The sequence below is a fragment of the Nitrososphaerota archaeon genome, assembly GCA_027887005.1.
Classification (GTDB): domain Archaea; phylum Thermoproteota; class Nitrososphaeria; order Nitrososphaerales; family Gagatemarchaeaceae; genus UBA183.
On record JAPCJI010000003.1, the window covers coordinates 138,513 to 159,480 of the forward strand.

At 54.7% G+C, this 20,968-nt stretch carries 21 protein-coding genes; 10 read left to right on the top strand and 11 right to left on the bottom strand.

The annotated features are described in order from the left end of the window. The first annotated feature begins 33 nt into the window (after window positions 1–33). A complete protein-coding gene (locus OK438_04135; protein MDA4124624.1) occupies window positions 34–969 on the top strand; it encodes an NAD-binding protein in 936 nt (311 codons plus the stop codon). Window positions 970–1,068: 99 nt separating this feature from the next. Here OK438_04135 and OK438_04140 read toward each other — a convergent pair whose 3' ends face one another. Beyond that, window positions 1,069–1,476 carry a DUF296 domain-containing protein gene (locus tag OK438_04140; GenBank protein ID MDA4124625.1) on the bottom strand — a complete coding sequence of 136 codons (408 nt, stop codon included), beginning with the start codon at window positions 1,474–1,476 and terminating at the stop codon, window positions 1,069–1,071. Window positions 1,477–1,534: 58 nt separating this feature from the next. On the opposite strand from OK438_04140, the gene OK438_04145 reads away from it, so the two are divergent. Continuing rightward, a complete protein-coding gene (locus tag OK438_04145; GenBank protein MDA4124626.1) occupies window positions 1,535–2,101 on the top strand; it encodes a DUF99 family protein in 567 nt (188 codons plus the stop codon). Here OK438_04145 and OK438_04150 read toward each other — a convergent pair. Together OK438_04150 and OK438_04155 are read right to left on the bottom strand one after the other, a co-directional pair. Beyond that, on the bottom strand, window positions 2,094–3,539 hold the full coding sequence (locus OK438_04150; protein ID MDA4124627.1) for an FAD-binding oxidoreductase: 1,446 nt from the start codon (window positions 3,537–3,539) through the stop codon (window positions 2,094–2,096). The genes OK438_04145 and OK438_04150 overlap by 8 nt on opposite strands. A 43-nt stretch (window positions 3,540–3,582) precedes the next feature. After that, window positions 3,583–4,020, bottom strand: a complete 438-nt coding sequence (locus OK438_04155) for a cupredoxin domain-containing protein (protein ID MDA4124628.1) — start codon at window positions 4,018–4,020, stop codon at window positions 3,583–3,585. Window positions 4,021–4,138: 118 nt separating this feature from the next. On the opposite strand from OK438_04155, the gene OK438_04160 reads away from it, so the two are divergent. Further along, the gene (locus OK438_04160; GenBank protein MDA4124629.1) at window positions 4,139–5,053 is read left to right on the top strand and encodes a Rieske 2Fe-2S domain-containing protein; all 915 of its coding nucleotides are present in this window, start codon (window positions 4,139–4,141) and stop codon (window positions 5,051–5,053) included. After that, the gene (locus OK438_04165; GenBank protein MDA4124630.1) at window positions 5,054–6,439 is read left to right on the top strand and encodes a cytochrome b N-terminal domain-containing protein; all 1,386 of its coding nucleotides are present in this window, start codon (window positions 5,054–5,056) and stop codon (window positions 6,437–6,439) included. On the opposite strand, the gene OK438_04170 is transcribed toward OK438_04165, so the two are convergent. Next, a complete protein-coding gene (locus OK438_04170; protein ID MDA4124631.1) occupies window positions 6,436–7,260 on the bottom strand; it encodes a class I SAM-dependent methyltransferase family protein in 825 nt (274 codons plus the stop codon). The genes OK438_04165 and OK438_04170 overlap by 4 nt on opposite strands. Before the next feature lie 96 nt (window positions 7,261–7,356). Here OK438_04170 and OK438_04175 point away from each other — a divergent pair, with 96 nt between their 5' ends. Next, a complete protein-coding gene (locus tag OK438_04175; protein ID MDA4124632.1) occupies window positions 7,357–8,532 on the top strand; it encodes a tyrosine-type recombinase/integrase in 1,176 nt (391 codons plus the stop codon). A gap of 610 nt (window positions 8,533–9,142) precedes the next feature. Here OK438_04175 and OK438_04180 read toward each other — a convergent pair. After that, window positions 9,143–10,429 (bottom strand): M20/M25/M40 family metallo-hydrolase, encoded by a 1,287-nt coding sequence (locus OK438_04180; GenBank protein MDA4124633.1) that lies wholly within the window; start codon window positions 10,427–10,429, stop codon window positions 9,143–9,145. A 206-nt stretch (window positions 10,430–10,635) separates the two neighbouring features. On the opposite strand from OK438_04180, the gene OK438_04185 reads away from it, so the two are divergent. Further along, window positions 10,636–11,742, top strand: a complete 1,107-nt coding sequence (locus OK438_04185; GenBank protein MDA4124634.1) for an LLM class flavin-dependent oxidoreductase — start codon at window positions 10,636–10,638, stop codon at window positions 11,740–11,742. A gap of 106 nt (window positions 11,743–11,848) precedes the next feature. Then, window positions 11,849–12,835, top strand: a complete 987-nt coding sequence (locus OK438_04190; protein ID MDA4124635.1) for an amidohydrolase family protein — start codon at window positions 11,849–11,851, stop codon at window positions 12,833–12,835. 117 nt (window positions 12,836–12,952) lie between these two features. Here the strand turns inward: OK438_04190 and OK438_04195 are convergent, their stop codons facing one another. The 3 genes from OK438_04195 to OK438_04205 are packed head-to-tail and all read right to left on the bottom strand — an operon-like array spanning window position 12,953 to window position 15,360. Continuing rightward, complete coding sequence (locus OK438_04195; GenBank protein MDA4124636.1) at window positions 12,953–13,729, bottom strand: ABC transporter permease; 777 nt, start codon at window positions 13,727–13,729, stop codon at window positions 12,953–12,955. Window positions 13,730–13,769: 40 nt separating this feature from the next. Next, window positions 13,770–14,573 carry an ABC transporter ATP-binding protein gene (locus OK438_04200; GenBank protein MDA4124637.1) on the bottom strand — a complete coding sequence of 268 codons (804 nt, stop codon included), beginning with the start codon at window positions 14,571–14,573 and terminating at the stop codon, window positions 13,770–13,772. Continuing rightward, window positions 14,566–15,360 carry an ABC transporter permease gene (locus OK438_04205; protein ID MDA4124638.1) on the bottom strand — a complete coding sequence of 265 codons (795 nt, stop codon included), beginning with the start codon at window positions 15,358–15,360 and terminating at the stop codon, window positions 14,566–14,568. Before OK438_04205 ends, OK438_04200 begins: the two co-directional genes overlap by 8 nt. Before the next feature lie 423 nt (window positions 15,361–15,783). On the opposite strand from OK438_04205, the gene OK438_04210 reads away from it, so the two are divergent. Next, window positions 15,784–16,803, top strand: a complete 1,020-nt coding sequence (locus OK438_04210; protein ID MDA4124639.1) for an ABC transporter substrate-binding protein — start codon at window positions 15,784–15,786, stop codon at window positions 16,801–16,803. Next, the gene (locus OK438_04215; protein ID MDA4124640.1) at window positions 16,803–17,408 is read left to right on the top strand and encodes a hypothetical protein; all 606 of its coding nucleotides are present in this window, start codon (window positions 16,803–16,805) and stop codon (window positions 17,406–17,408) included. Before OK438_04210 ends, OK438_04215 begins: the two co-directional genes overlap by 1 nt. 64 nt (window positions 17,409–17,472) lie before the next feature. Here OK438_04215 and npdG read toward each other — a convergent pair whose 3' ends face one another. Further along, the gene (npdG, locus tag OK438_04220) at window positions 17,473–18,108 is read right to left on the bottom strand and encodes an NADPH-dependent F420 reductase (protein MDA4124641.1); all 636 of its coding nucleotides are present in this window, start codon (window positions 18,106–18,108) and stop codon (window positions 17,473–17,475) included. Window positions 18,109–18,192: 84 nt separating this feature from the next. After that, on the bottom strand, window positions 18,193–18,675 hold the full coding sequence (locus OK438_04225; GenBank protein MDA4124642.1) for an Lrp/AsnC family transcriptional regulator: 483 nt from the start codon (window positions 18,673–18,675) through the stop codon (window positions 18,193–18,195). Between the two features lie 175 nt (window positions 18,676–18,850). Here OK438_04225 and OK438_04230 point away from each other — a divergent pair, with 175 nt between their 5' ends. Then, window positions 18,851–19,834 carry a ParB/RepB/Spo0J family partition protein gene (locus tag OK438_04230; GenBank protein MDA4124643.1) on the top strand — a complete coding sequence of 328 codons (984 nt, stop codon included), beginning with the start codon at window positions 18,851–18,853 and terminating at the stop codon, window positions 19,832–19,834. A gap of 195 nt (window positions 19,835–20,029) precedes the next feature. Here OK438_04230 and OK438_04235 read toward each other — a convergent pair whose 3' ends face one another. Then, window positions 20,030–20,959, bottom strand: coding sequence for an isoaspartyl peptidase/L-asparaginase (locus OK438_04235; protein MDA4124644.1), 930 nt, complete (start codon window positions 20,957–20,959; stop codon window positions 20,030–20,032). Window positions 20,960–20,968 lie beyond the last annotated feature (9 nt).

A 20,968-nucleotide genomic window follows, 5' to 3' on the forward strand; every position in this document is an offset into this window, starting at 1 on the left:
TAGTTATAAGACCGCCGAGGCCCGGACCTCGTCGTGGTCAAGGTCGTCCTCTGTGGGATGGGCGCCATTGGCACTGAGATTCTGAGGTACCTGCTGGAGCGGTCGCACACGGTCGTGGGGGTGGTAGACAGCGACCCGGAGAAGGTCGGGAGGACGATTGCGGAGCTGACCGGGCTCCCCCTAGGGACCCGGGTGGTGGCTTCGCTGCGCGACCTCCAGCTCGACGGCGCGGATGCGGTGGTCTTCTCGACAAAGTCCCGTGTCGCTGAAATGGTCGACGACGTCAACTACGCAGCGTCTGCGGGACTGGACGTGGTGACGACCTCCGAGGAGATGGCCTACCCAGAGTTCTCGGGGAAGGAGAGAGTCGCTGCCCTCGACGCATTGGCCAAGGAGAAGGGCGTCTCAGTGGTCGGAGTCGGGGTCAACCCTGGCTTCGTCATGGACTGGGTGCCCGCTGTGGTTGCGTCGGCTTCCAAGAACCCTACGAGCATACACGTCGTCAGGTCGGTCGATGTCAGCATGAGGCGACGCCAGCTGCAGGCCAAGACCGGGGTCGGCTTCACCAAGGCGAGGTTCGACAAGGACCTGCAGGAGGGCATCCTCGGTCACGTCGGGTTGATCGAGTCGGCCCACCTCATCGCGCTCTCTCTCGGCAAGGAGCTCCTAGGTCTCAAGCAGGGCATCTTTCCCGTGCTAGGTTCGGAGGAATATGTGATGGGGGTCAGGCAGTTCGCCGAGGGGATGGCCGGAAACTGCCTTGTGCGGCTCGACCTCGAAATGTCGCTGACATCGGCAGACTTCGACGTGGTCGAGGTCAAGGGGGAGCCGAGCCTCAAGCTCAGGTTCGAGAAGGGGGTATTCGGCGATTCCGCGACCGTGGCGCTGGTGGTCCACGCGCTCGAGAGGGTCGGGGGAGCGAGGCCTGGCCTGCTGACTGTGCTCGACCTTCCCCTTCGGCCTGCTTGAATGGCCCCTCAGTCTAATGCCTTCCGGTCATATTTGACCTTCCCGTAACTCTGTTACGTCACAGGGGCCGTGGGAGTCGCAGGCCTGGTCGGTATTAAGCTACCCTTGCGTGCTGTCGATAAGGTTCAGGCCAGTCTCGTCATCGAACCTCCTCAGAGCGGTGTTCTCAGTAGGAGTGATCACAACCTCGAGCAGGGGGAAGACAATGGCAGACATGACGTGGCCGCCGAGGACGCTCATGTCCTTCCTTCCAAACGTCCCGTGGGCGTGAAGGAAGGGCTTTCCGTCCTTGAGCGTAATATTCCCGAGGATCCCGGTGACCTCCAAGAACTCGTCATACTGATGCTCCTCGTATTCCTTCTCCTTGTGATTGAAGTAGGCGAGCCTGAGCTTCTTGACCCCTCCGATCGCTTCGACCCTGGCGGTGGAGATCTTCTCCTTCACAGCTATCCTTAGTACATCGTCTGGCAGGGTAGAACCCGCCGGCAGGTTGTAGATTCTCGCCACGCCACGGAGGGGTCGCCACAGGTTAAAAGCGTGGAAGCAGGGTCACGGGCCGATTCGCTTGCGCCTCCACCTGAACAAGCCGGGAATCAGGGCGCTCGGAGTCGCCGAGAGCTTCAAGCAGGGCCAGAAGAGGTCGGTGATCGCTGGGGTCGTAATGAGGAGCGACCTGATCGTCGACGGCCTCGCCTTCGGCCACACGTCGGTGGGCGGGGACGATGCGACTGCGGCAATCGCCTCCCTTTTTCGACGGTTCAGGCGAAACGACATCAACCTCATCATGGTCTCCGGCGCAATCCTAAGTCTGTACAACATAATCGACGTAGACGAGCTGTCAGCCAAGACCAAGTTGCCGGTCATCTGTCTGACCTACAAGGAGACGTCCGGGATCGAGGGCTCCATCCGGAAGCACTTTCCTGAGCGAGCCGAGGAGAAGCTCGAGGCCTACAGGCGCCTAGGGAGACGAACGGGATTCAACCTCGCGTCCGGCCATCGCGTCTTCGCAAGGCTGTCCGGCCTTGACAGGGGCGAAGCAAGGTCCACCATCGACAGGTTCACCAGGCAGGGCTCCATTCCAGAGCCAGTCAGGGTCGCGAGGCTGCTCGCGAGGGCGGTCCTCGTCAGATGATCTTCACGCCGGGGTTCAGCATATGCTTCGGGTCGAAGAGGGACCGGACCTCCTGCATGATCGGGAACGTCCGGGGATACTGCCTCTGGACGTAGGGGGCTCTGAGCATCCCGTCGCCGTGCTCTCCGGTCATCGAGCCCCCCATCTTCCACACGGCTTCGAAGCTCTCTTCCATGATCTCCTCGAGGATTCGTCTCTCGCGGGACGAATCGGGGTCAAGCAGCGGGCGCGCGTGCAGGTTGGCGTCAGCGGCATGGCCGTAGATCATGTGCGACAGCCCACGCGACTCGAACTGGTACACGAGCAACCTCACGAGGTCTGCCAACCTCCCCGGGGGCACCACCAAGTCCTCCACCCCTGGGAGGAGGATCCTGCTCCCCTCCTTCACATCCATGGCAAGCTTCAGGGTCTCATTCCGGACTCCCCAGGCATCGGCCACCTCGGAAGCGCTTGTGATCACCAACGGCTCGTAGCCTCCCGCCGCTGACCCGGCAGCATCTTCGAGGCCTGCCTGCACTTCTGCCTCGGTACCCTCGAGTTCGCAGAATACAAGGTAGTCTCCCTCCTTCCGGGAATACTTCGAGACCCTCCCCTCCATTCCCATCCTCCTAAAGACGGACTTGTCGACCAGTTCGACCGCCGACGGAGAATGTTCCAGGAATGCGGCGACAACTCTGGCCAGCTCGCCGATCTTGGCGTCAACTGCGAGCAGAGCCTTCGATTGCGGGCGTGGTCGGGTCTTGAATGTGATTTCTGTGAAGACCCCAAGGGTCCCCTCAGACCCGACGAAGAGCTTGGGGAGGTCAAAGAGCCCGTCATGTATTGTCTTCTCAAGCCTGTAGCCCGAGGAGTTCTTGGTGACCCGTGGCTGCTCGTCGACGATTTCCTTCCAGTTGTCAAGAATTAGCGCCGCGGCTTTTCCGACCCTGCCTCCTGAATGTAAGACCTCATCCATCGGCATCGAGAGCGCAGAGGCTGGTCCGTCTCCGGGGCACACCACATCGAGCCCTTCCACGAAATCAACGGTGGAGCCGTACTTCGGGGTCCTGATCCCAGACGAGTTGTTTGCGACCATCCCCCCAACTGTGCAGCTCAGGTAGCTCGAAGGGTCGACCGGCATCCACCTGCCACCTGGCTCCAGCACCCGGTTGAGGTCGGCCTTGACCAGGCCGGGCTCGCACCTGACGCTTCCGCTGGCCAGAAGCGCTACCCTGGTCCTGTCCTGCATTACCACGTACCCTTTCCCGATGGCCTGGCTTGGGATGGACGTCCCGCCTCCCCTGGGTGTGATGGAGACTCCTTGCTCCGCCGACCTGCGCATGACCTCAACTACATCCTCTTCGGACTCGGCCATGTAGCCTGCCCTAGGCCTGATTCTGACCATCCCTGCGTCTCGTGACAGAGATTCAAGCTGCTCCTCGCTAGAGAGAATCTTCAACTGACCAAGGCCCCGCGACTATCCCTCGGCGGCCTGTGCCCCACTAGGCGCTCTTTACTATTACAGTCCCATGCATCCATCCGTGATAGCTGCAGCCATACTGGAAGGTCCCGGCATGGGTGAACGTGAACTCGAAGGTCGCTCCGGGGTCCATGTTGTGGCTGTTGAAGCTGTTGTCCGTCGCTGTGACCGTATGCGGCGCCTGGTCCGCGTTGGTCCAGATGATGGTGTTGTTCACCCCAATGACCACGGTTACGCTTCCCGGCGCGAACCCTTCGGCGTTCGGGACCGAGGCCCCCGAGGGGATGGTCACGTTGACGCAGCTCGTCCTGGTGCAGCCTGCCTGCGACGAAGTCGTCGTCGTGGTGAACGTGGTCAGCTTCGGGGCAACTTCGAACTGGTAGTAGCCGATTGACCCGAGCGCTCCGATGATCAGGACTGCGACAACGACCCCGACCAGCGGGCCAGTCTTGCTGCTCACGAGGTTTCTCGACTGGCTCGATGATAACGCTCTTTAAGTTTTTGCGGATTCAAAGGCACTTGCCGACGACGCAACGAAGGTTAAAAACCGACCCCGCGGCCCTACAAGCGGAGCATAGATGGTAGAGGAGAGCACGGAGAAACCATCTTCGCAGAATCCTCCCGAAGCTGAGAAGAAGCCCGCAGCTCTTCAAACTTCCCCTCCGAAGCCCTTGGTCGCTCCCTCGCCGCAGCGGCCTCCGGTCCAGTTGGCAAGTCCGCCAGTCCCTCCCCCCGCCTCAGCAGCCAAGTCTCAGCCGGTGGGAAGCTCAAACAGGCGCAGCTTTCTGAAGGGCCTCCTCGTGGTCGGGGCTGTGCTTTCGATGATCCCGTTCGTCCCCTGGGGGTCGTTCCTGTCCTCGACAATCACCGGAAGCGGCAAGAAGTACCTCCTTCAAAAGATGGTGATAGACGACCTCTCGAAATACGGGACCGCAGCCGGCCAGCAGGTGAACGTCAACGACCTGTCCACCTTCCCAGCCAACGGCCACTGGGTCGTCACCTACCCAACCTCCGGGGACCCGAAGATAGATGCCGACAACGTCGACACCTTCCAGAAGTACGAACTCATCCGCCTGCCAGGGGCCGCGGGTTCCACCAAGTCTGCCTCTGATTTTGTTGCGTTCAGCAAGGTCTGCGTCCATCTTTGGTGTAGCCCCAACTACATCCCTATCGCAAGTTCTCAGCAATACGTCTGCCCCTGCCACGGGAGCACCTACAGAATCCCCGACGGAAAGGCCGTCGCAGGGCCTGCTTTCCTTCAACCTGCGCCGACCAACGCGATCCCAATGATCACTCTTCAAGCCGACTCGAGCGGTAATCTGTATGCCTATTACCCGAACTACGACCCTGCGACGAAGAAGCCGGTTGGGGACCCCCTTGCAGCCGACGGTGAGCTCGGCTACGGAAGGGACTACAACAGCTACGAGAGCTTCATCAAACCCAGTGCCCAGCTCCCGGCCGACCCGAAGGACCTGACCACGGAGGTCGCCTAGATGGGTCAGACTCCGAAGGAGCCCAACTTCATCGCCAAGCTCTACAAGTGGATAGTGGACGGACTCGACCGGACTGTGTACATGGGAGTCAAGTACACCTTCCCAAAGCGCTTCGTCAGCCCCCTGGGATACCTGGGCGTCCTAACTGGAATCACCTTCCTGATCCTCGGCGTAACGGGAGGCCTGCTCATGATCTACTACCAACCGACCCTTGCCGGCTGCGGGAGCCTTACCTGCGCCTTCGCTAGCATAGAACGGATTAACGACCTGGTGCCCGGGGGCTGGCTGCTTCGGAACATCCACTACACAGCGTCGAACGCGATGGTTCTTCTAGCGGTCCTCCACCTGTACTACCAATACTTCAGCGGAAGGTTCAAGATCAAGAACGAAGTGCTCTGGGTTACCGGGGCCATCTTTGGGCTCATTACAGGCGTCGAGGCGTTCACAGGCTACGACCTTCTGTTCAACCAGAGGGCGGGTCTGGCCATTGAGATAGGGGCTTCACTGGCGAATTCCAGTCCGGTAATAGGGGGGGCCTTCCGGTTCGCGACATTCGGGGCAGGATTCTCCGACTTCATCCTCAGGCTCTATTCCTACCATGTCTTCATATTGCCGATGATAATGATAATCCTAGTCTTCGTACACTTCCCTAGGTACCTTGTTTTCGACCTCCCGGTAATTTCTACAATCACCGGTGGGTTGTTCGTAATCGCGGCTATCTTCCCGGTGGCAGTAGGCATACCATACAACCCGAGTAACCCCCAGATCACAATCCCCGAATGGTACATCGACGGCATATACGCCCTCCTTCGGACGGAATTCGACAAGTTCGTGATGGGGGGGCTGATGCCCCTGCTGTTGCTCCTCATGGCCATAGCCGTCCCGTTCGTCGACACTTCGAAGAAGCTCAGCTGGAAGGACAGGCCGTTCTTCACGGCGCTGGGCATAACGAGCATCGCCCAGATTCTCATCACCACCGCCTGGGGCTTCTACGTAGACCCCAACACGAACCCGAGCTGCGTAGTCAACGGAATTTCGATCTCCGGACCGCTCTGCAGGATCTTCGTTCCCCCAGTGCTATACTTCGGCTCGATGCTCGGGGTCACGGCTCTCTCGTTTGTTCTGACCTATGGCTTCCTTAGGTACCTGAAGGCCAAGGAGAGGGTGCGGAAGGCGAGTGCCCCCATAGGGGCGATCCTGACGAAGAAGTGGGTGTACGTCATCTTCCTCCTTCTGATCCTTGCCCAGGTCGTCCTGAACGGGCTCGCGGCCCAGGCCACGCTCACAGGGCTGAGGAACATGGCGCTCTTCGACGTCGGCGCCGTGCTCATCACCTTCGGCGTGATCGTCCACCTCTACAGGTACGGCCAGAGTCTTCCCTTCTAGGCGCCGACCCTTACGTCGGCCGCCATCTCGACCCACCTGGGCCCGACGGCTCTGACCCGCCTGAGTTGGTAGGTAGCTGTATTCGGGAGTAGCCCTGAGAGCTCCGCCCTGATGCTTTCCGTGGCTTCCTCGTCATCCCTACCGAGGACGTGCCTGTAGTAGTGGATCAGACCACCCTTCTTCGTCAGCGCAAGGGCGGTGGGGAGGAACCTGTCCGCCTGCGAGGGATGAGGCATGAGGACCCTGTCGAATCTAGAGTCCACCCTCGCGGGGAGCTCTAACGCGTCCCCCCTGATCACCTCCACGAGCTGATCGACCTTGTTGAGCCGGTCGTTCTCCTCGTGTAGGGTGCAAGCGAGCTCGTTGATCTCGCAGCTTGTCACCCTGGCACTGGAGGACCGGGCGATCGGGATAGAAAACGGGCCTACGCCGGCGAACATGTTCAGGACCTTTTCCCGCCTAGTGACCTCCTTCGCAATCCTGAGCCTCTCGGTCGAGAGCCTCGGAGAGAAGTAACACTTCGCAACGTCCACTTTGAAGACGCAGCCGTTCTCCCTGTGCAGGGTCATCGTCCTCTCTTCCCCAGCGAGGTGCTTGAGGGTCCTCAGCCTGTACTCGCCTTCGATGCCACCTTCCTGGTCAAAGACCCCTGCGACGTTCTTGACCTCCTTCAGAATCGCCTCGGCCAACCGCTTCTTCTCTGGCCTGGTGAGCCCGTCGAGTCTGATTATCGCCAGGTCGCCGATGACATCTACCCCCGTTGCGACCCGCCCCGGGCGCTCGAGGTTAGCTTCCTCTGCTGCCTTCCTTACCAGCCTCAAGGGGTTCTTCCTTCCTCGATGCGACGTAGTAGTCTCGGCCTTCTCTAAAGTGTCGGGACGTAAAGCCTATAACGCCCAAAACCGACTCTCCATGGCATGCTTTGGGATTCGACCGATAAATTCCTTGACAGGGCGTACCGGAAATCCAAGTCAGACAACTCCGTCCGGCACTACCGAGTAGGAATCAAGGGTTTCAAGCAGTTCTGCGACGCACAAGGGGTCAAGTCAATCGATGAAAGCAACGTGTACGCATTATTAGACGACTGGGTCGGTGCCCAGGACAAGAGGGGCCTGAAACCACAGACCATCGTGAACAACGTTTCTGCGGTCAGACGTTTCTTGGCCTACAACGATATTGCAATTGATAGTGATCGGTTCAAGTCCAAAGTCACACTCCCGCGGACCATGAAGATAGCCGACCAGCCCCTCTCAATGGATTCGGTGAGAACCCTCCTGACCAGGGGCCGACCAAGCCCCAAGAACAGGGCACTGGTGCTGACGCTGCTCAGCTCGGGCATCCGCATCGGCGAGGCGCTTAGCGTAAGGTGGAAGGATGTGGATCTGAGTAAGAGTCCAGCCACGATCAACCTGCGGGTCGAAATCACGAAGACCCGAGAGGCGCGAACGCCCTTTCTCAGTGAAGAAGCGAAGGATGCCCTGCAGCGGCTCAAAGGTAACGCGAAGGAAGACGACCTGGTTTTCACGTACGCCGGGGCCGACGTCCACCAACGGGAGAAATCGTGTAACCGCACATTCCGAGAAATGGTCGCCAGGGCTGGGCTCGACGCCAAGATCGAGGGTCACCGAATCCACACCCTTCACTTTCACGTTTTTCGAAAGAACTTCTTCACGAAGGCTGCTGACACCATCGGCGACCAGGCCGCACACGCACTGCTCGGTCATAATCCGTACATGTCGACATACTACGTGAAGTCCGAAGAAGACCGGGTCACCGACTACAAGAAACTCGAGTCCTACTTGACGACCTCCATTCCAAAGCCGATGATGACCGAAAAGGAGGTTCAAGACATCATCTTGGCCACGCTTTCAGCATTGGCTCTCCCAGGAGGCGACGAGAGTCTTCAGGCAGCCGGAGTTCCTCCCGACATTATCAAGTCTGTGCGGGAAGAACTCGCATCTCAGACATCCAAAGCCAATGGGCCGTCACAGAGAACTGTCAGACCGGACGAATTGGATGCGGCCCTGAGGGAGGGATGGACTGCCAAGCTTCAGTTGGCCGATGGACGCATCTTGCTCGAACGGGTCGCCTAGCGTTAGTCCAGTACCTTACGAGATTTCAAGCGGGAATGGTTTCCTGTGAAGAATGGGGCAGGTGGATGAGGAACGTCTCGCAGGGGGCATGACACAGTGGGGCTGAAGGCTGGGACTACTGGCTGTCAGAAGATAGTCTGGCGGTATCATGAAGGAGGCTTCCACATTGAGGAATCGCGGCAGAGGAACAGATGGGGGAGTGGACGGAGGCATGCATTCCAGCCCATCCCTGACAGCGAGCCCCGTCGGGTTTGAACCCGCGACCTAGGGTTCGTTCGGGACTTGCAAATGAGCTAACGCTCAAATCCGACTTGCTGCCCCCTATACCGCACATACGGTTCATTGCCCAATGTCACCTCCCTTTTTAGTGGCCACATAGTAGTGTCACGAAGTCCCGACGCAAGTGTTGTCACTTGATTCAAACAAAAAGTGAACATGAGAGAAGAGGTGATTGCTATCCAGACTAGGAACCTGAAATATCCTCGATCTACGTTACAGAGAACAGAGCAATGACAAATCCCACTCGAGCCGGAAGTGGAACATGCGTCAGAGTTGAATTCTATCTTCCTACTCCCAACGCGAAAAGGCATCTTAAAAGAGAAGGCACGGACTAGGCGCAGAGCTCCAGAGCCGCGAGAGCGTACACCTTTGCGGCCGCGAGCAGATCCTCCTTCTTCATCGAGGGAACCGCCTCTCCTGTCAATTCCTGATATGTGAACGACGGGGGGCCATATGTGACGCTCGGTATCCCCGACTCGTTAAACACGTTAAGGTCACGCCACATACTCGTGTACGGGGGCGCGCACTTCTTCGGGAACGATTCGAAGACATTCCTGTGGGCCAATCTCACAGCATCAAACAGACGGTCGACGTTCTTACCTATGTGCCCTTTGCGGTAGAGGTACGCCTCAATCGTGAACTTCACATCGCACGAGCTCACCACCTTTTCCAGCTCTTTTCGAACGTTTTCAGCATCAGCCATAGGTGACAGTCGCACATCGATGTAGATGCTGCAGACACCAGGGACCTGCGTTGGCCTTACTGGCAGTCCGCCGCGTATCGCGCCGACATTGACCTTTGGAATTATCGTTCCGTCCTCAAACGTCAGCCGATGCTCCTTTTCGTAGTCGTTTGCCCATTCCTCTATTCTCTGAACGACCTTGGCTGCTTTGAATATCGCGTTTGGGTTGTTTTCAAAGTCGAAAGGTCGTTCGATGAAGGGAGTGTAGATTCCACCTTTCCCCAGTATGGTTACCTTGAACCACACATCGCCCGCCTCAGCTCGAGTAATCGCGAAATTTGTTCCCTCTGCGACGAGGGCGTAATCGACAACACCCCCGTGACTGACAAAGTAGCGAGTTCCGAATCCCTTTCCTTCGTACCTGTCACCCTGAAATTCGTCTATCGGCGTCTGACCTATTTCTCCCACGACGCATGTCATGACTATGTCGCCCCTGAGGTTGATCCCGCTCTGTTTGATCGCCTTGGTCGCAACCAAGAATGCAGCCATTGGGCCCTTATCATTTATCACGCCTCTTCCGACAAGGAGGTTCCCCCGTTCCGTGCCCTCCGCAGCAATCTTCTTCCTATCGTCTCCATAGATCCAGTAATCCTCGGGGAGACCATGTCCGACATCCATGTGACTGTTGAAGACCAGCTTTGGGTGTCCTTCGGATCCTTTCAGTATTCCAATTATGTTATTCCTTCCTTCCGCGACTTCCTGCTTGGAACATTCGAAACCATTCTTTGCCATCCATTCTAAGAGGAAGTCGCCGATCTGTCTCTCAAATCCCCTAGGACTGGGGATACGTGCCAGGTCGAGCGCAAGATTTGATAGTTCGTTTATGTCTATCCTATCAAGAACTTTCGAGGCTTGTGGTGAGATCTTGCTGGGCATAATCTCGCTTCCCAATTTCTTGATTTAAGCATTCGAGAGTGTCAACACACGCCGTGGCTAGAGGACGGGTCGTCAACCCGACTGCAGTGGGGAAATGGTGAGGAAGAGTTCGGGGCGAAAGAAAGATTTCTGCGGAGGATTTGAAACGTGCCGCACAACAGACCTGTTCGCACACTCGCAAGTCATGAGATTCACTCGGAGAAGTCGTGCAAACTTCAGAACGCAAAAGCTTACCAGAAAAGATATATCCGCAACTACTCGCCACCTATCTCAACGTGGTTGAGCGAACAGGTTTTGGAGTTCGGGTCCCGATAAGCGGACCATTTGCGGGCGCGGATGCAATTGCGAAAACTGCTATTGCTGCAGAATCTCTAGGATTCGACGGTGTCTGGTGTCACGATTACATCACTTGGACAAAGGAACTTCACAATGTCCATATCTCATGCGGGAGTCTTGAAACACTTCGTCCTGATCAGAAACCAAATTTCTTCGAGTCCATTTCTACGCTTGCATATCTTGCCGGGCTTACGAAAAGACTCACCTTGGGGATATCTGTCCTGATCGCTCCCCTGAGGAATCCCGTATTGGCAGCAAAGCAGCTGTCAATCATTGACAACCTCTCAAATGGGCGATTGATAGCTGGAGTAGGGATAGGCGCGACACGAGCCACAAAGAATGTCGATTTTGAGATTCTGGGTGTCAGCCGCCTTGAGAAGAATGAGAGAACCAACGAACTCGTAGAAATCTTGACTGGACTGTGGGACCACAACCTGGACAAGTTTTCTTACACAGGCAAATTCTTCAAGTTCAGCGATGCTGAAATGTTTCCGAAGCCCATCCAGAAACCTCGGCCGCCATTCTGGTTTGCAGGGACAATCGAAAAGGCCCTGGTGCGAGTTGCGAAGTATGGAGAAGGATGGCTTCCAGGGGGCCTATCCCCAGAGGAATATGCCAAGAGTGTTGCGTTCATCAAGCGTGAGGCGAAGGAGAAGTTTAGTAGAGACCTGAGCCATCTGAAAGTGGCGAACCAGATTTACGTCAGCATCGATACCTCTCCTGATAAGGCGAAGGAAAACGCCAGGGCAACACTACTTAACAACTCCAAGGCATACGACGTCTTTATCGGCGAGAACGCCTTTGAGAGGGCCTCAGATGTGAGCTTGGTTGGTTCACCCAAGGAAATAATCGAAAAGATCAGGAGGTATGGCGAGGCTGGGGTCAACTACTACGAAATGAAATTTATCTACCAATCGATGGGACACTTTAGAGAGCAACTGGAACTCTTCTCAAAGGAAGTCATTCCCAGTTTCTAGTCCCGCCTTTCCATGGGGATACCGTTCAGTTTGAAACAGTCGGACAAGAAGTCCGCTCTCGAGAAAAGATTTAACACCGTCCGCCCAATGACTTGGGTATCACGGTTTGCGTATCGATTTCGAAACGCACTATTACCCAAGAGAATTCATCTCAAAGCTTAAAGAGAGAAGCGAGTTTCCCAGATTTGCAATCGACGAGAACGGCGGTTTGGTGCTGGAATACGGAGAAAAGGTCAAGATTCCCCGCCAAAGACTTCTGGCGAAATTCACTGATAGACAAACTCGATTGAAGGATATGGAGTCCGCCGGGATTGATCTGCAGGTACTCTCGATACCATTCCCAGGCGTCGACAAGATGGACCAAAAATCTGCGGTTGAGATTTGCAGGGGAGCTAATAATGGCATTGCAGATTTCTGTGAAAAGAATACTGACAAATTCGTTGGATTTGCTTTGCTTCCCCTTCAGTCTGGGGGGGAAGCCGTCGAAGAGTTGAGACGATCCGTAAAGGATCTAGGACTGAAGGGAGCATATGTTCACTCGAACACCAATGGGAAGTTCCTCGATTCGAAGGACTATCGAGAAGTAATGAAGGCATCCAGCAAGTTGGGCGTGCCAGTCTTCGTTCATCCGACTATCCCATTCGTGCTCGACGACATGGCCGAACACCGTTTGGCGTCCACTTTCGGTCTGCAAGTCGATCTCTCTTTGAGCTTGTTACGATTGATCTTTGGCTCTGGTCTTGAAGAGAATCCGGAACTCAGGTTGATTGTTTCTCACCTTGGAGGTACGTTATCCTTCATATCCAACGTAATGGACGACGAGTTCGAATTTGCTCGAGCGCCGGAAACAAAGATCGCAAAGAAACCAAGCGAATACATCAAGCGGCTCTATGTGGACACTGTCACCATGGATAGTCGGCCACTCGAGTTCGCTCATGATTATTTCGGTTCGGATCACATCGTGTTCGGAAGCGATTACCCGTTCTGGGACTCCACAAAACATGTAGACGCTGTTATTAGATCCAACTTGAGCGAAGATCAAAAGGAAGATGTATTCTTCCGCACGGCTTCCAAACTGTTGAATCTCAACTGAATCGTGGCCAACCTCGATGTACATCCCGGGCCGACGGACGGACTGAAGAGGGAGGGGCTCCTCGCGAACCTAAGGTAGCCGATATGAGTAAGTTTGCAATCTCGCCTTTGAGGTCCGCTAGGACACACCTGTCGCGTGAATCGCCCATGGGGAGATCTTCTTTTCGGCAAACTTCACAACTTCAGTAAGTCCTATGCCCAAGGCCATTATGATGAGCACGCCACAGATCACCACTGGCGTGTCAAAACGTGATTCATAGTTGACCAGTACGTACCCAAGACCAACATCGTACATGAAGAGCTCCGCTAGCAGTGCGCCAATAATCGAGGCGCCTATTCCCAATCGCAATCCTGTCATTATATATGGGGTAGCAGACGGAAGAACAACCTTTCTCCAGAGCTTCAATCCACTGAATCCAAAGGATCGGCCGGTCTCCAGCAAAGACTTGTTGACGTCCTTCACACCAGTTATTGTGTTAATCATGATCGGAAAGAGCGCGGTTATGAGCACAACCAGGTAGCTGGAGAGGAAGTTGGAGCCGAACCATATCGCGACAAGAGGAATGATCGCGACCACCGGGGTCGAATAGATCAGATTGATGTAAGGGTCCAAGGCGTATTCAGTGTTCCTGCTACGACCGATTATGAGACCGAGCGGGATCCCCACCAACATCGATATCATGAAGCCAACGAACACAGTCTGAAGGGTGATGAGTGTTGCGCTTGGCAGGATTCCGTTAGCCCAATTCTGCCCAAAAACCACGAGTACGACCGTGGGCGGAGAGAAACTCAATGGGCTGATTGACTCCCCGACAAGCTGCCAGACTATCAAGAAGACGACTACTGAACACAATCTGATGATCCAACGATTGAGCAGAATCGTTCTGACGCTCAAATCAGATCATCTTTGCGATGGTTCCGCCACGGGTCCGCAGTCAACCCGGGATCCCTCCCTGTCTGTTCAAACTCTCCATCAAGTCATGCCTCATGAGGTCAGAGAGCTTCAGAGCTTCGGCTGACTCAAGAACTTCCTGTGTTCTGGGGCGCGGGATCTTGACATCGTAAATGTTCTTGATCATTCCAGGGTTTTTCGAAAGACTGACGATTCTGTCTGAAAGATAGAGCGCCTCACTTACATTGTGCGTGATGAATATTGCCGTTTTCTTGGTTCTGGACATGATTCTCATGACTTCCTCTTGAAGTGATTCTCGCAGCAAGAGGTCTACCGAGCTGAATGGTTCGTCAAGTAGGACGACTTCCGGGTTTATTGCGAGTGCTCGAGCGAGACCGATTCGTTGCTGCATTCCGCCAGACAATTCATGCGGGTGATATTTCTCGTAGCCTTTCAGACCGACCAGTTCGATATAATCTTGGGCGATCTTGCGCCTTTCTGTAGGTTCAACTGTCTCTTCCAAGCCGAATTCGATGTTCTTGATTGCTGACCTCCAAGGGAAGAGATTGAAGTTCTGGAAAACCATCCCGCAAGAAGGGTTCTTGAAATTCTGCACTTCTTGGTTGTTGATTAGCACGCGACCTGAATCAGGCTTGATGATTCCATCTATTATTCGAAGCAGGGTGGTCTTGCCGCAACCTGTAGGTCCGATTATCGAAAAGATTTCTCCTTCATTTACAGAAAAGGAAATATCTTTCAGTACTTCGGTGCCCTTCTTACTATCATCAACGGCAACGAAGCTCTTGCTGATCCTTTCAACCTCAAGTTTCACCGCCAGCTTAACCACCCGTCGAAGCCGTTCGCCATACCGAAACTCTCCTTTCTCCGTATTTGAGAGTTTCAGTAAGAGTCAACCCTATCAGTCCTATTGTCATCACGATTGCAATCACCTTGCCGACTTGAAAGAATGACGCGTAGAATGGTATCAGATATCCCAATCCTACAAGCTGAAAGAACTCTTCCGCTACTATCGCTCCAACCAGACCTCTTCCAATGCCGAGTCTGAGCCCAGTGACGATGTAGGGGAAGGAAGACGGCAAGACAACCTTTCTGTAAAGAGACACGCCTGATACTCCGAAAGATCTGCCAGCCTCGACCAGGCTCTTGTCGGCGTTCTTGAAACCATGGAAACTGTTGACTATTACGACGAAGATTACGGCCAGGACCACTACTGTGATTCTGACGTTGAAATCTGTGTGCAGCCAGATTATGAAAAGAGGGACCAGTGCAACATATGGCGTCGTGTACAATGCGTTGACCCATGGATCCAGGATGTTTTCGATGACCCTCGACCTCGCCATTAGCGCTCCAACTGGGATGCCCACGCCAACCGAGATCGTGAATCCTATTGCGAAAGTCCATAATGTGTCTGCCAGTGGGGGTTGGAGAATATTGTTGGACACGAGGTAAACAAAACCGGCGGCTACACCAGTCGGAGTGGGCACAATGAGCTCGTTCTTAACAATCTCACCGGCAACCAACTGCCATACTGCGAGAACTACCGCTACGGATATTGCTCGGATTCCCCATTTGGAAGATAGTACAGCCCGCCTTGGGTTGTTGCTGGATTCCATTTAGAACCGCAGCTTCAAACCCCAAGCAAAAGCACCGTCACCGGGTACTCTGTTTTGCCCGAGCAGTGAATAGGTAAGAAGAACGGCAAAGGGGAGTTTCCCCCAGCCATCGCGCACGCGCCATTTCCCGTAGGCCATTCTTTTTGATAATTCGGATCCCTTGAATGTATTCGTGTCACCCGGCGGCGTTAATATTCTTATATAGCTCCTGCGAGTCCAACTTGCTCTGTGCGGAAGTCTAACCTGCACCGTTCGGGCATTTCCAGGGTGGGATCTTTCGCAGTAGCAGTAATTATCATACTTGCTGCCATAATTGGAGCGTACTACGCGGTTTCCCTTGGTTCGTCATCCACTCAGAGTACGCAATCCACGAACACGACAGCATCCCAATCTGTTATCCTCGGTTTCGCTGGGACTCCAGACGTGACAGACACGCCAGGATTCTTGCTTTGGCAGACATACGCCAAGCAACTAAATCTCAACGTTCAAGTTCAATACTTTGACGGCGATCCGACTGTAGCCAGAGCACTGGTAGCTGGCAGTGTCGACGTCGCCGAAGGAGGGGTTAGTTCTGTTCTCAACGCCGTTGAAACTGCCGGAAACGCCTCAGGAAGCTATCCTTTCGAGGTGTTCGCATCATACGAGACAACGAATGACTTCGCGTTGGTCGTTAGCAACTCAATAACTAGTTGGAGTCAACTGGCCGGACAGCCGATCGGCGTGTTCAGTCCCGGAGCCGCATCAGACATACTTTGTCACCAGCTATTGGAGCAGCACGGCCTTACCGGGAGCCAAGTCAACTGCAAACCGACCGGCAACGACCCAACCAGAACTCAGGCGATGTTATCAGGACAACTTGTGGGAAGCATAATCGAACCGTTCGATATCATCGTAGCTGTTCAAACTGGGCATTTCCACATTATTGCGAGCGTTCCTCACATATTCCCCCATCTGCTCTTCAACACGTTGTACACCAGTCGGGCATACGCAACAGCGCATCCGGATGTTATCCTGAAGCTCACCGAAGCCACGCTCTTGGCTGACAGATGGGCTCACAACGAAACTCAATGGATCGCCGAGGCGAACCTACAGTTCCCAGGGATAAACGACACGCAGGCGGGTGCTGCTTGGAAAATCTGGATGGACATGGGTATGTGGAGTCCGTACGGCGGACTCTCGCAGTCGAGCGTTATCTACTCGAACAACTACTACGTGAACATCTCAGTAGTTGCAACCTTCTTGCCTCCAAAATACTGGGTGGATATGAGCTTCCAGACAAACGCGGTATCGGCACTTGGGAATTACACGGGTCCACCGACGGGCTATCCTGATCCTAGCATCCCCGTGTTGAATTTCACGCTCGCATCAGCATCGGGCGTCACTCCGGGGACAAATTTCCTGATCTTTGCAACGAACGACCTCTCCCGTAGGTCTGATGCTTAATGAAAGCAACCGTCGCAGTCCTGGGGGTTGTCGTACTATTGATAGGGGTGGGGCTAGTCGCATACGGTGTTACGAGCCCACTGAGCCAGACATCGCAGAAGACAACAACGGTCCACACTGTGGTCACTCCGAAAACAACAAGGAGCATCGACGCCTTTGGGATTTGGGCGCCGGCTGCAGCCGTACTCACAAAGGGAGAAGTCGTAACTGGCACGTTCACAATATCGAACTATAGTTCGTCGGTGGGTCCAATCTTCATGTACGCACAGAGCATCTCTCAATTCATTGCGTGGGGGAACTGCGCGCCCTGCGCATCGCCTTCCCTGGATAATTGGACGCTCCCAAGCAGCGGAACCTATACAGTCACCTGGACTGTTCCGAACAATGGCAGCTTCTATGTGTCGTTCGATAATGAGTACTACAACGCCGTCGCTCCGGCAGTGTACGCAGCAAACGGAACCACCACCTCTACGACAAATATCATTACCACCACACCGAACACAACCTACATCGACTTGGGTGCTGGTCTGATCATCGTTGGTGCGATAGTCATCGCAGCCGGCGTGATAATGCAGGGCTCAGCAAAGAAGAAAGCAATGCAGTAGGCTCAAAACACTCCGGTTCCTTCCACATCCAGATCAAATTAGTTGAACGCCGTTTCTGCCCCTTCTAAGAGACCAGCTTGACTGACAATCTCTTCAACCCGTTCAGCTTCGCCGCGTTCAGGAGCAAGGGCGTAATCTCCTCGATAGTTCTAGCCATGGCGAGGGACCCAACGTACAGCGGCCTCAGACCTTCGATGCTCGCTATCAGCCTCGAAGCCTCTTCATAATCCGGCTTCGCGTCGCATGCAACAAGGACATCGAAGTCGACCTTCCTGTCTTTCTTCAGGATTGTAGCCGCTGGTATGTTGTGGAGAGCCGCCACGATTCTGCTCTCCTTCAGGACGGAAGCGATTCCCTCAGCGGCTGAGCCTTCAGCCCTCGAATGAATCATGAAACCGTTTTCTACACGCATCGGCACGACGGGCGAAATCACAACCTTTCCTCCCAACTTGGTTCTCAGTGCTTCAAGGAATGCCAAGTCCAGGTCCGGAACCGCGAGTATGGCCACTTCACACGCCTCGGCTACTTCCATGTTGGTCCCACCGCTGACCTCCCCTTCCGAGGATATCCGAATTGCTTCGGCTACGCTCTCGCCTCTCTGTTTCTCTCTCGACCCTATCAGAACTTGATGCTTGCTGGCCAGTCTGGAGGCGAGCGCTCTCCCCAGTAGACCAGTTCCGCCTACTAAGCCTACTCTCACGCACCGCTGTCCTCCCGCGACCCTAATGGGCCTTTGGGGACAAGGAGGGCATTCCATTGAAGGGCTCAGAGCAGACGAGGCAAATCAGGGTTCCAGTCTTACTTCTAGGCTTTCCTTAATCACGGTATGCGGAATTGTTGTCAGGGTATTCCTGATGCCATGAATGCGCGAGACTTTGTACAGGAGTTCCTTTGCCGACTGCTTGTCCCGTCTTCTCGCAACAAATAGGATATCATAGGAACCGAAATTCAAGTACACTGTCTGAACGCCGGGGAGCCTTGCGATTTGAGACCCCACTTCCTCCTGTTCAGGCCCTGACGCATCACAAATGACTTGACTCACCATCAGATAGTCCTGTCCCACCTTTTGAGGGTTCACTCGGTAGTGCGATCCTTCAAGGATTCCCGCATCTCTGAGGCTCTTGATCCTGTTCGAAACAGCCATCTTGCTGAGTCCCACCTGCTCCCCAATTGCTGACAGCGACAGCTCTGCATCATTCTGAAGGATGGAGATCAACAACTCGTCCTTCCGATCCAGATTGACTTGACTGCCATCGCGCTTCTTCATGGTTGCGCTGCTTTGACATGTCGTCTTGTATAAGGATATCAACTTACAGAATTTCGCTTGCGAGAAAAGAGGGGAAGACTAGGCCGTCAATCATCAACCATCGTAAAGAGACATAATGATTTCGCAAGACAATATCAAGTCAACTATAAATACGACTATACAAAGAGACTGTGCGATGCAATCTTTGCAGAAAGGCTGCGAAGATTCTTTCCATGGAGAGACGGCTGACATTCTGCTGTATTTGATCCATTCCGGGAAACCAAACACGCGTTCGAATCTGGGCGATCTTGAGGGTCTCGGCGATTCCATTTCTCAGCACGGGCTTATCAACCCAATCCTTGTTCGCAGAGTTGGAGCTTCTCGGTACGAGGTTGTAGCCGGCAGCCGGCGACTAAAGACCTTTGAACGCCTGGGATACCCGAGCATACCAGCCATAATCATTGAAGCGGACGATAAGAAGTGCTTCGAGATTTCTCTTACAGAGAACGTGCAGCGGCAGACCTTGGACCCTCTCGATGAAGCGCGAGCTTTCTACGATTATGTCTGTTCGAAAGAGGAGGACGGTTTGGGATATGGTTCGATCACCCAGCTTGCCAAACGGATTGGGAAAAGCCAAGAGTATGTTTCCAACCGAATTGGCTTGCTTCGCCTTCCGAAATCGACCTTACGACAACTCCTAGGCGAAAGGAAGTTGTCGGTCAGTCATGTCGAGGAACTCGCTTCCATCTCCGAAAACCCAATGGCGGTGAAGGAACTCGCCGATCTCATAGCAACGCGCCGGATCTCAGTCCGTGTTCTCGAGAAAGCCGTGCAACTGATCAAAAATGGTCTTGAAACGGCTAGAGCGTTAGACCTTGCCGAGGTCGAATCGGACATGAGACTGGAATCAACAGAGCTGGATCAAGACCCAGATCTCGTCAACATGTTGATGAAAAGATCGAAGAGAGTTCTTGAAGCTGCCCTCTCATATCTGGACAACACCGCACCCGAACTCGAGAAGGAGCCAACGATCTACAGTTACTGGTTGGAAAACGTGAGGTTGCCCGTTCACAAAGCGATTGACGGTGCTATCGTCTGTCAGAAGAGAGCGCTACGGGCGAATGCAACACCCACGAACGTGCGGAAGCGTCGGAGTGTGGCAGGCGCCTCCCACGCGTGAGTGGGAGGCAACCCCGCAAAGCGGTAGGGATCAGTTCCAGGCATCAACGCATTCCACGTGGAATAGAGCTTCCACAGAACCCGGCGAGCTCTGTTGAAGCGCTGCAGAGGCCAAATCTGCCCGGCCCAAGGGTTCAGGCCGCTATCACAGCGTCAAAGCCTGTTCAGACACTCTGGATGTGGGGGGTTGATGTTTTCAGTGAATCTGGGGTCCGAACCCTATCTGCACTTCACTCATGCCCTCCCTTATGTAGGCATGCGGGGTCGCGTCGACGTTTCTGGCCACTCCCACCTCTGCCTTGTCGTTCAGAACAATCCCGGCCATTAGTACACCCTCACTGGAGGGCAGTCCATGCAACACTTCCCGAAACTCCTTCTCGATCGCCTCCTGTGGATTCATCCCTTCCTGGACCAGGTCATGTATCCTTCGGGCTACTATGTGATGAACGATTATCTCGCCGTGACCCGTGAGCGAGACGCCACAACTCCTGCTAGCAAACGTGGAAGCATTGAGTATGGGCACGTCGCCTATCCTCCCTGGCAGCTTCATAGGAAACCCCCCACTCGACGTGCCCGCAGCAAGTCCCCCCTGGCGATCAAGCGCTACGCACCCGACCGTATCAGCCCTGGCGAATTTGGCAATCTTTGACCAGTACCTCGTGAGATTCGTTTGCTCCCCACGGCTCAGCTTATCGCGCAGGTCCTTCCATGTGGCTTCGCGTTCCTTTGTCAGAGGATTGTATTCGCCAAACCCGAGGGTTCGGGCGAATCTTGTCGCTCCTTCGCCCGCAAGAAGGGTGTGGTCGGTCTCTTCCATCACTTTTCTCGCAACGAGTATCGGATTTTGCACATTCCTTATGCAGGCGACAGCTCCAGAAGTCCCCTTTGAGCCGTCGACTATGATGGCATCCATTTCGACGTCTCCCGCCAGGTTCGCCCAAGAACCGGTTCCAGCATTGAAAATCGGGTTGTCCTCCATGGCAACGATGGTTTGAGCTACAGCGTCAATGGCCTTTCCCCCTTGGTCGAGCAGGCCCCTTCCAATCAACAGGGCGTCACTGACCCCTCTGTTGAATTCTGCACTTAGCGGGTTGATAGCCCCACCGTGAACTACTATTCCGTACATAGTCTAGTC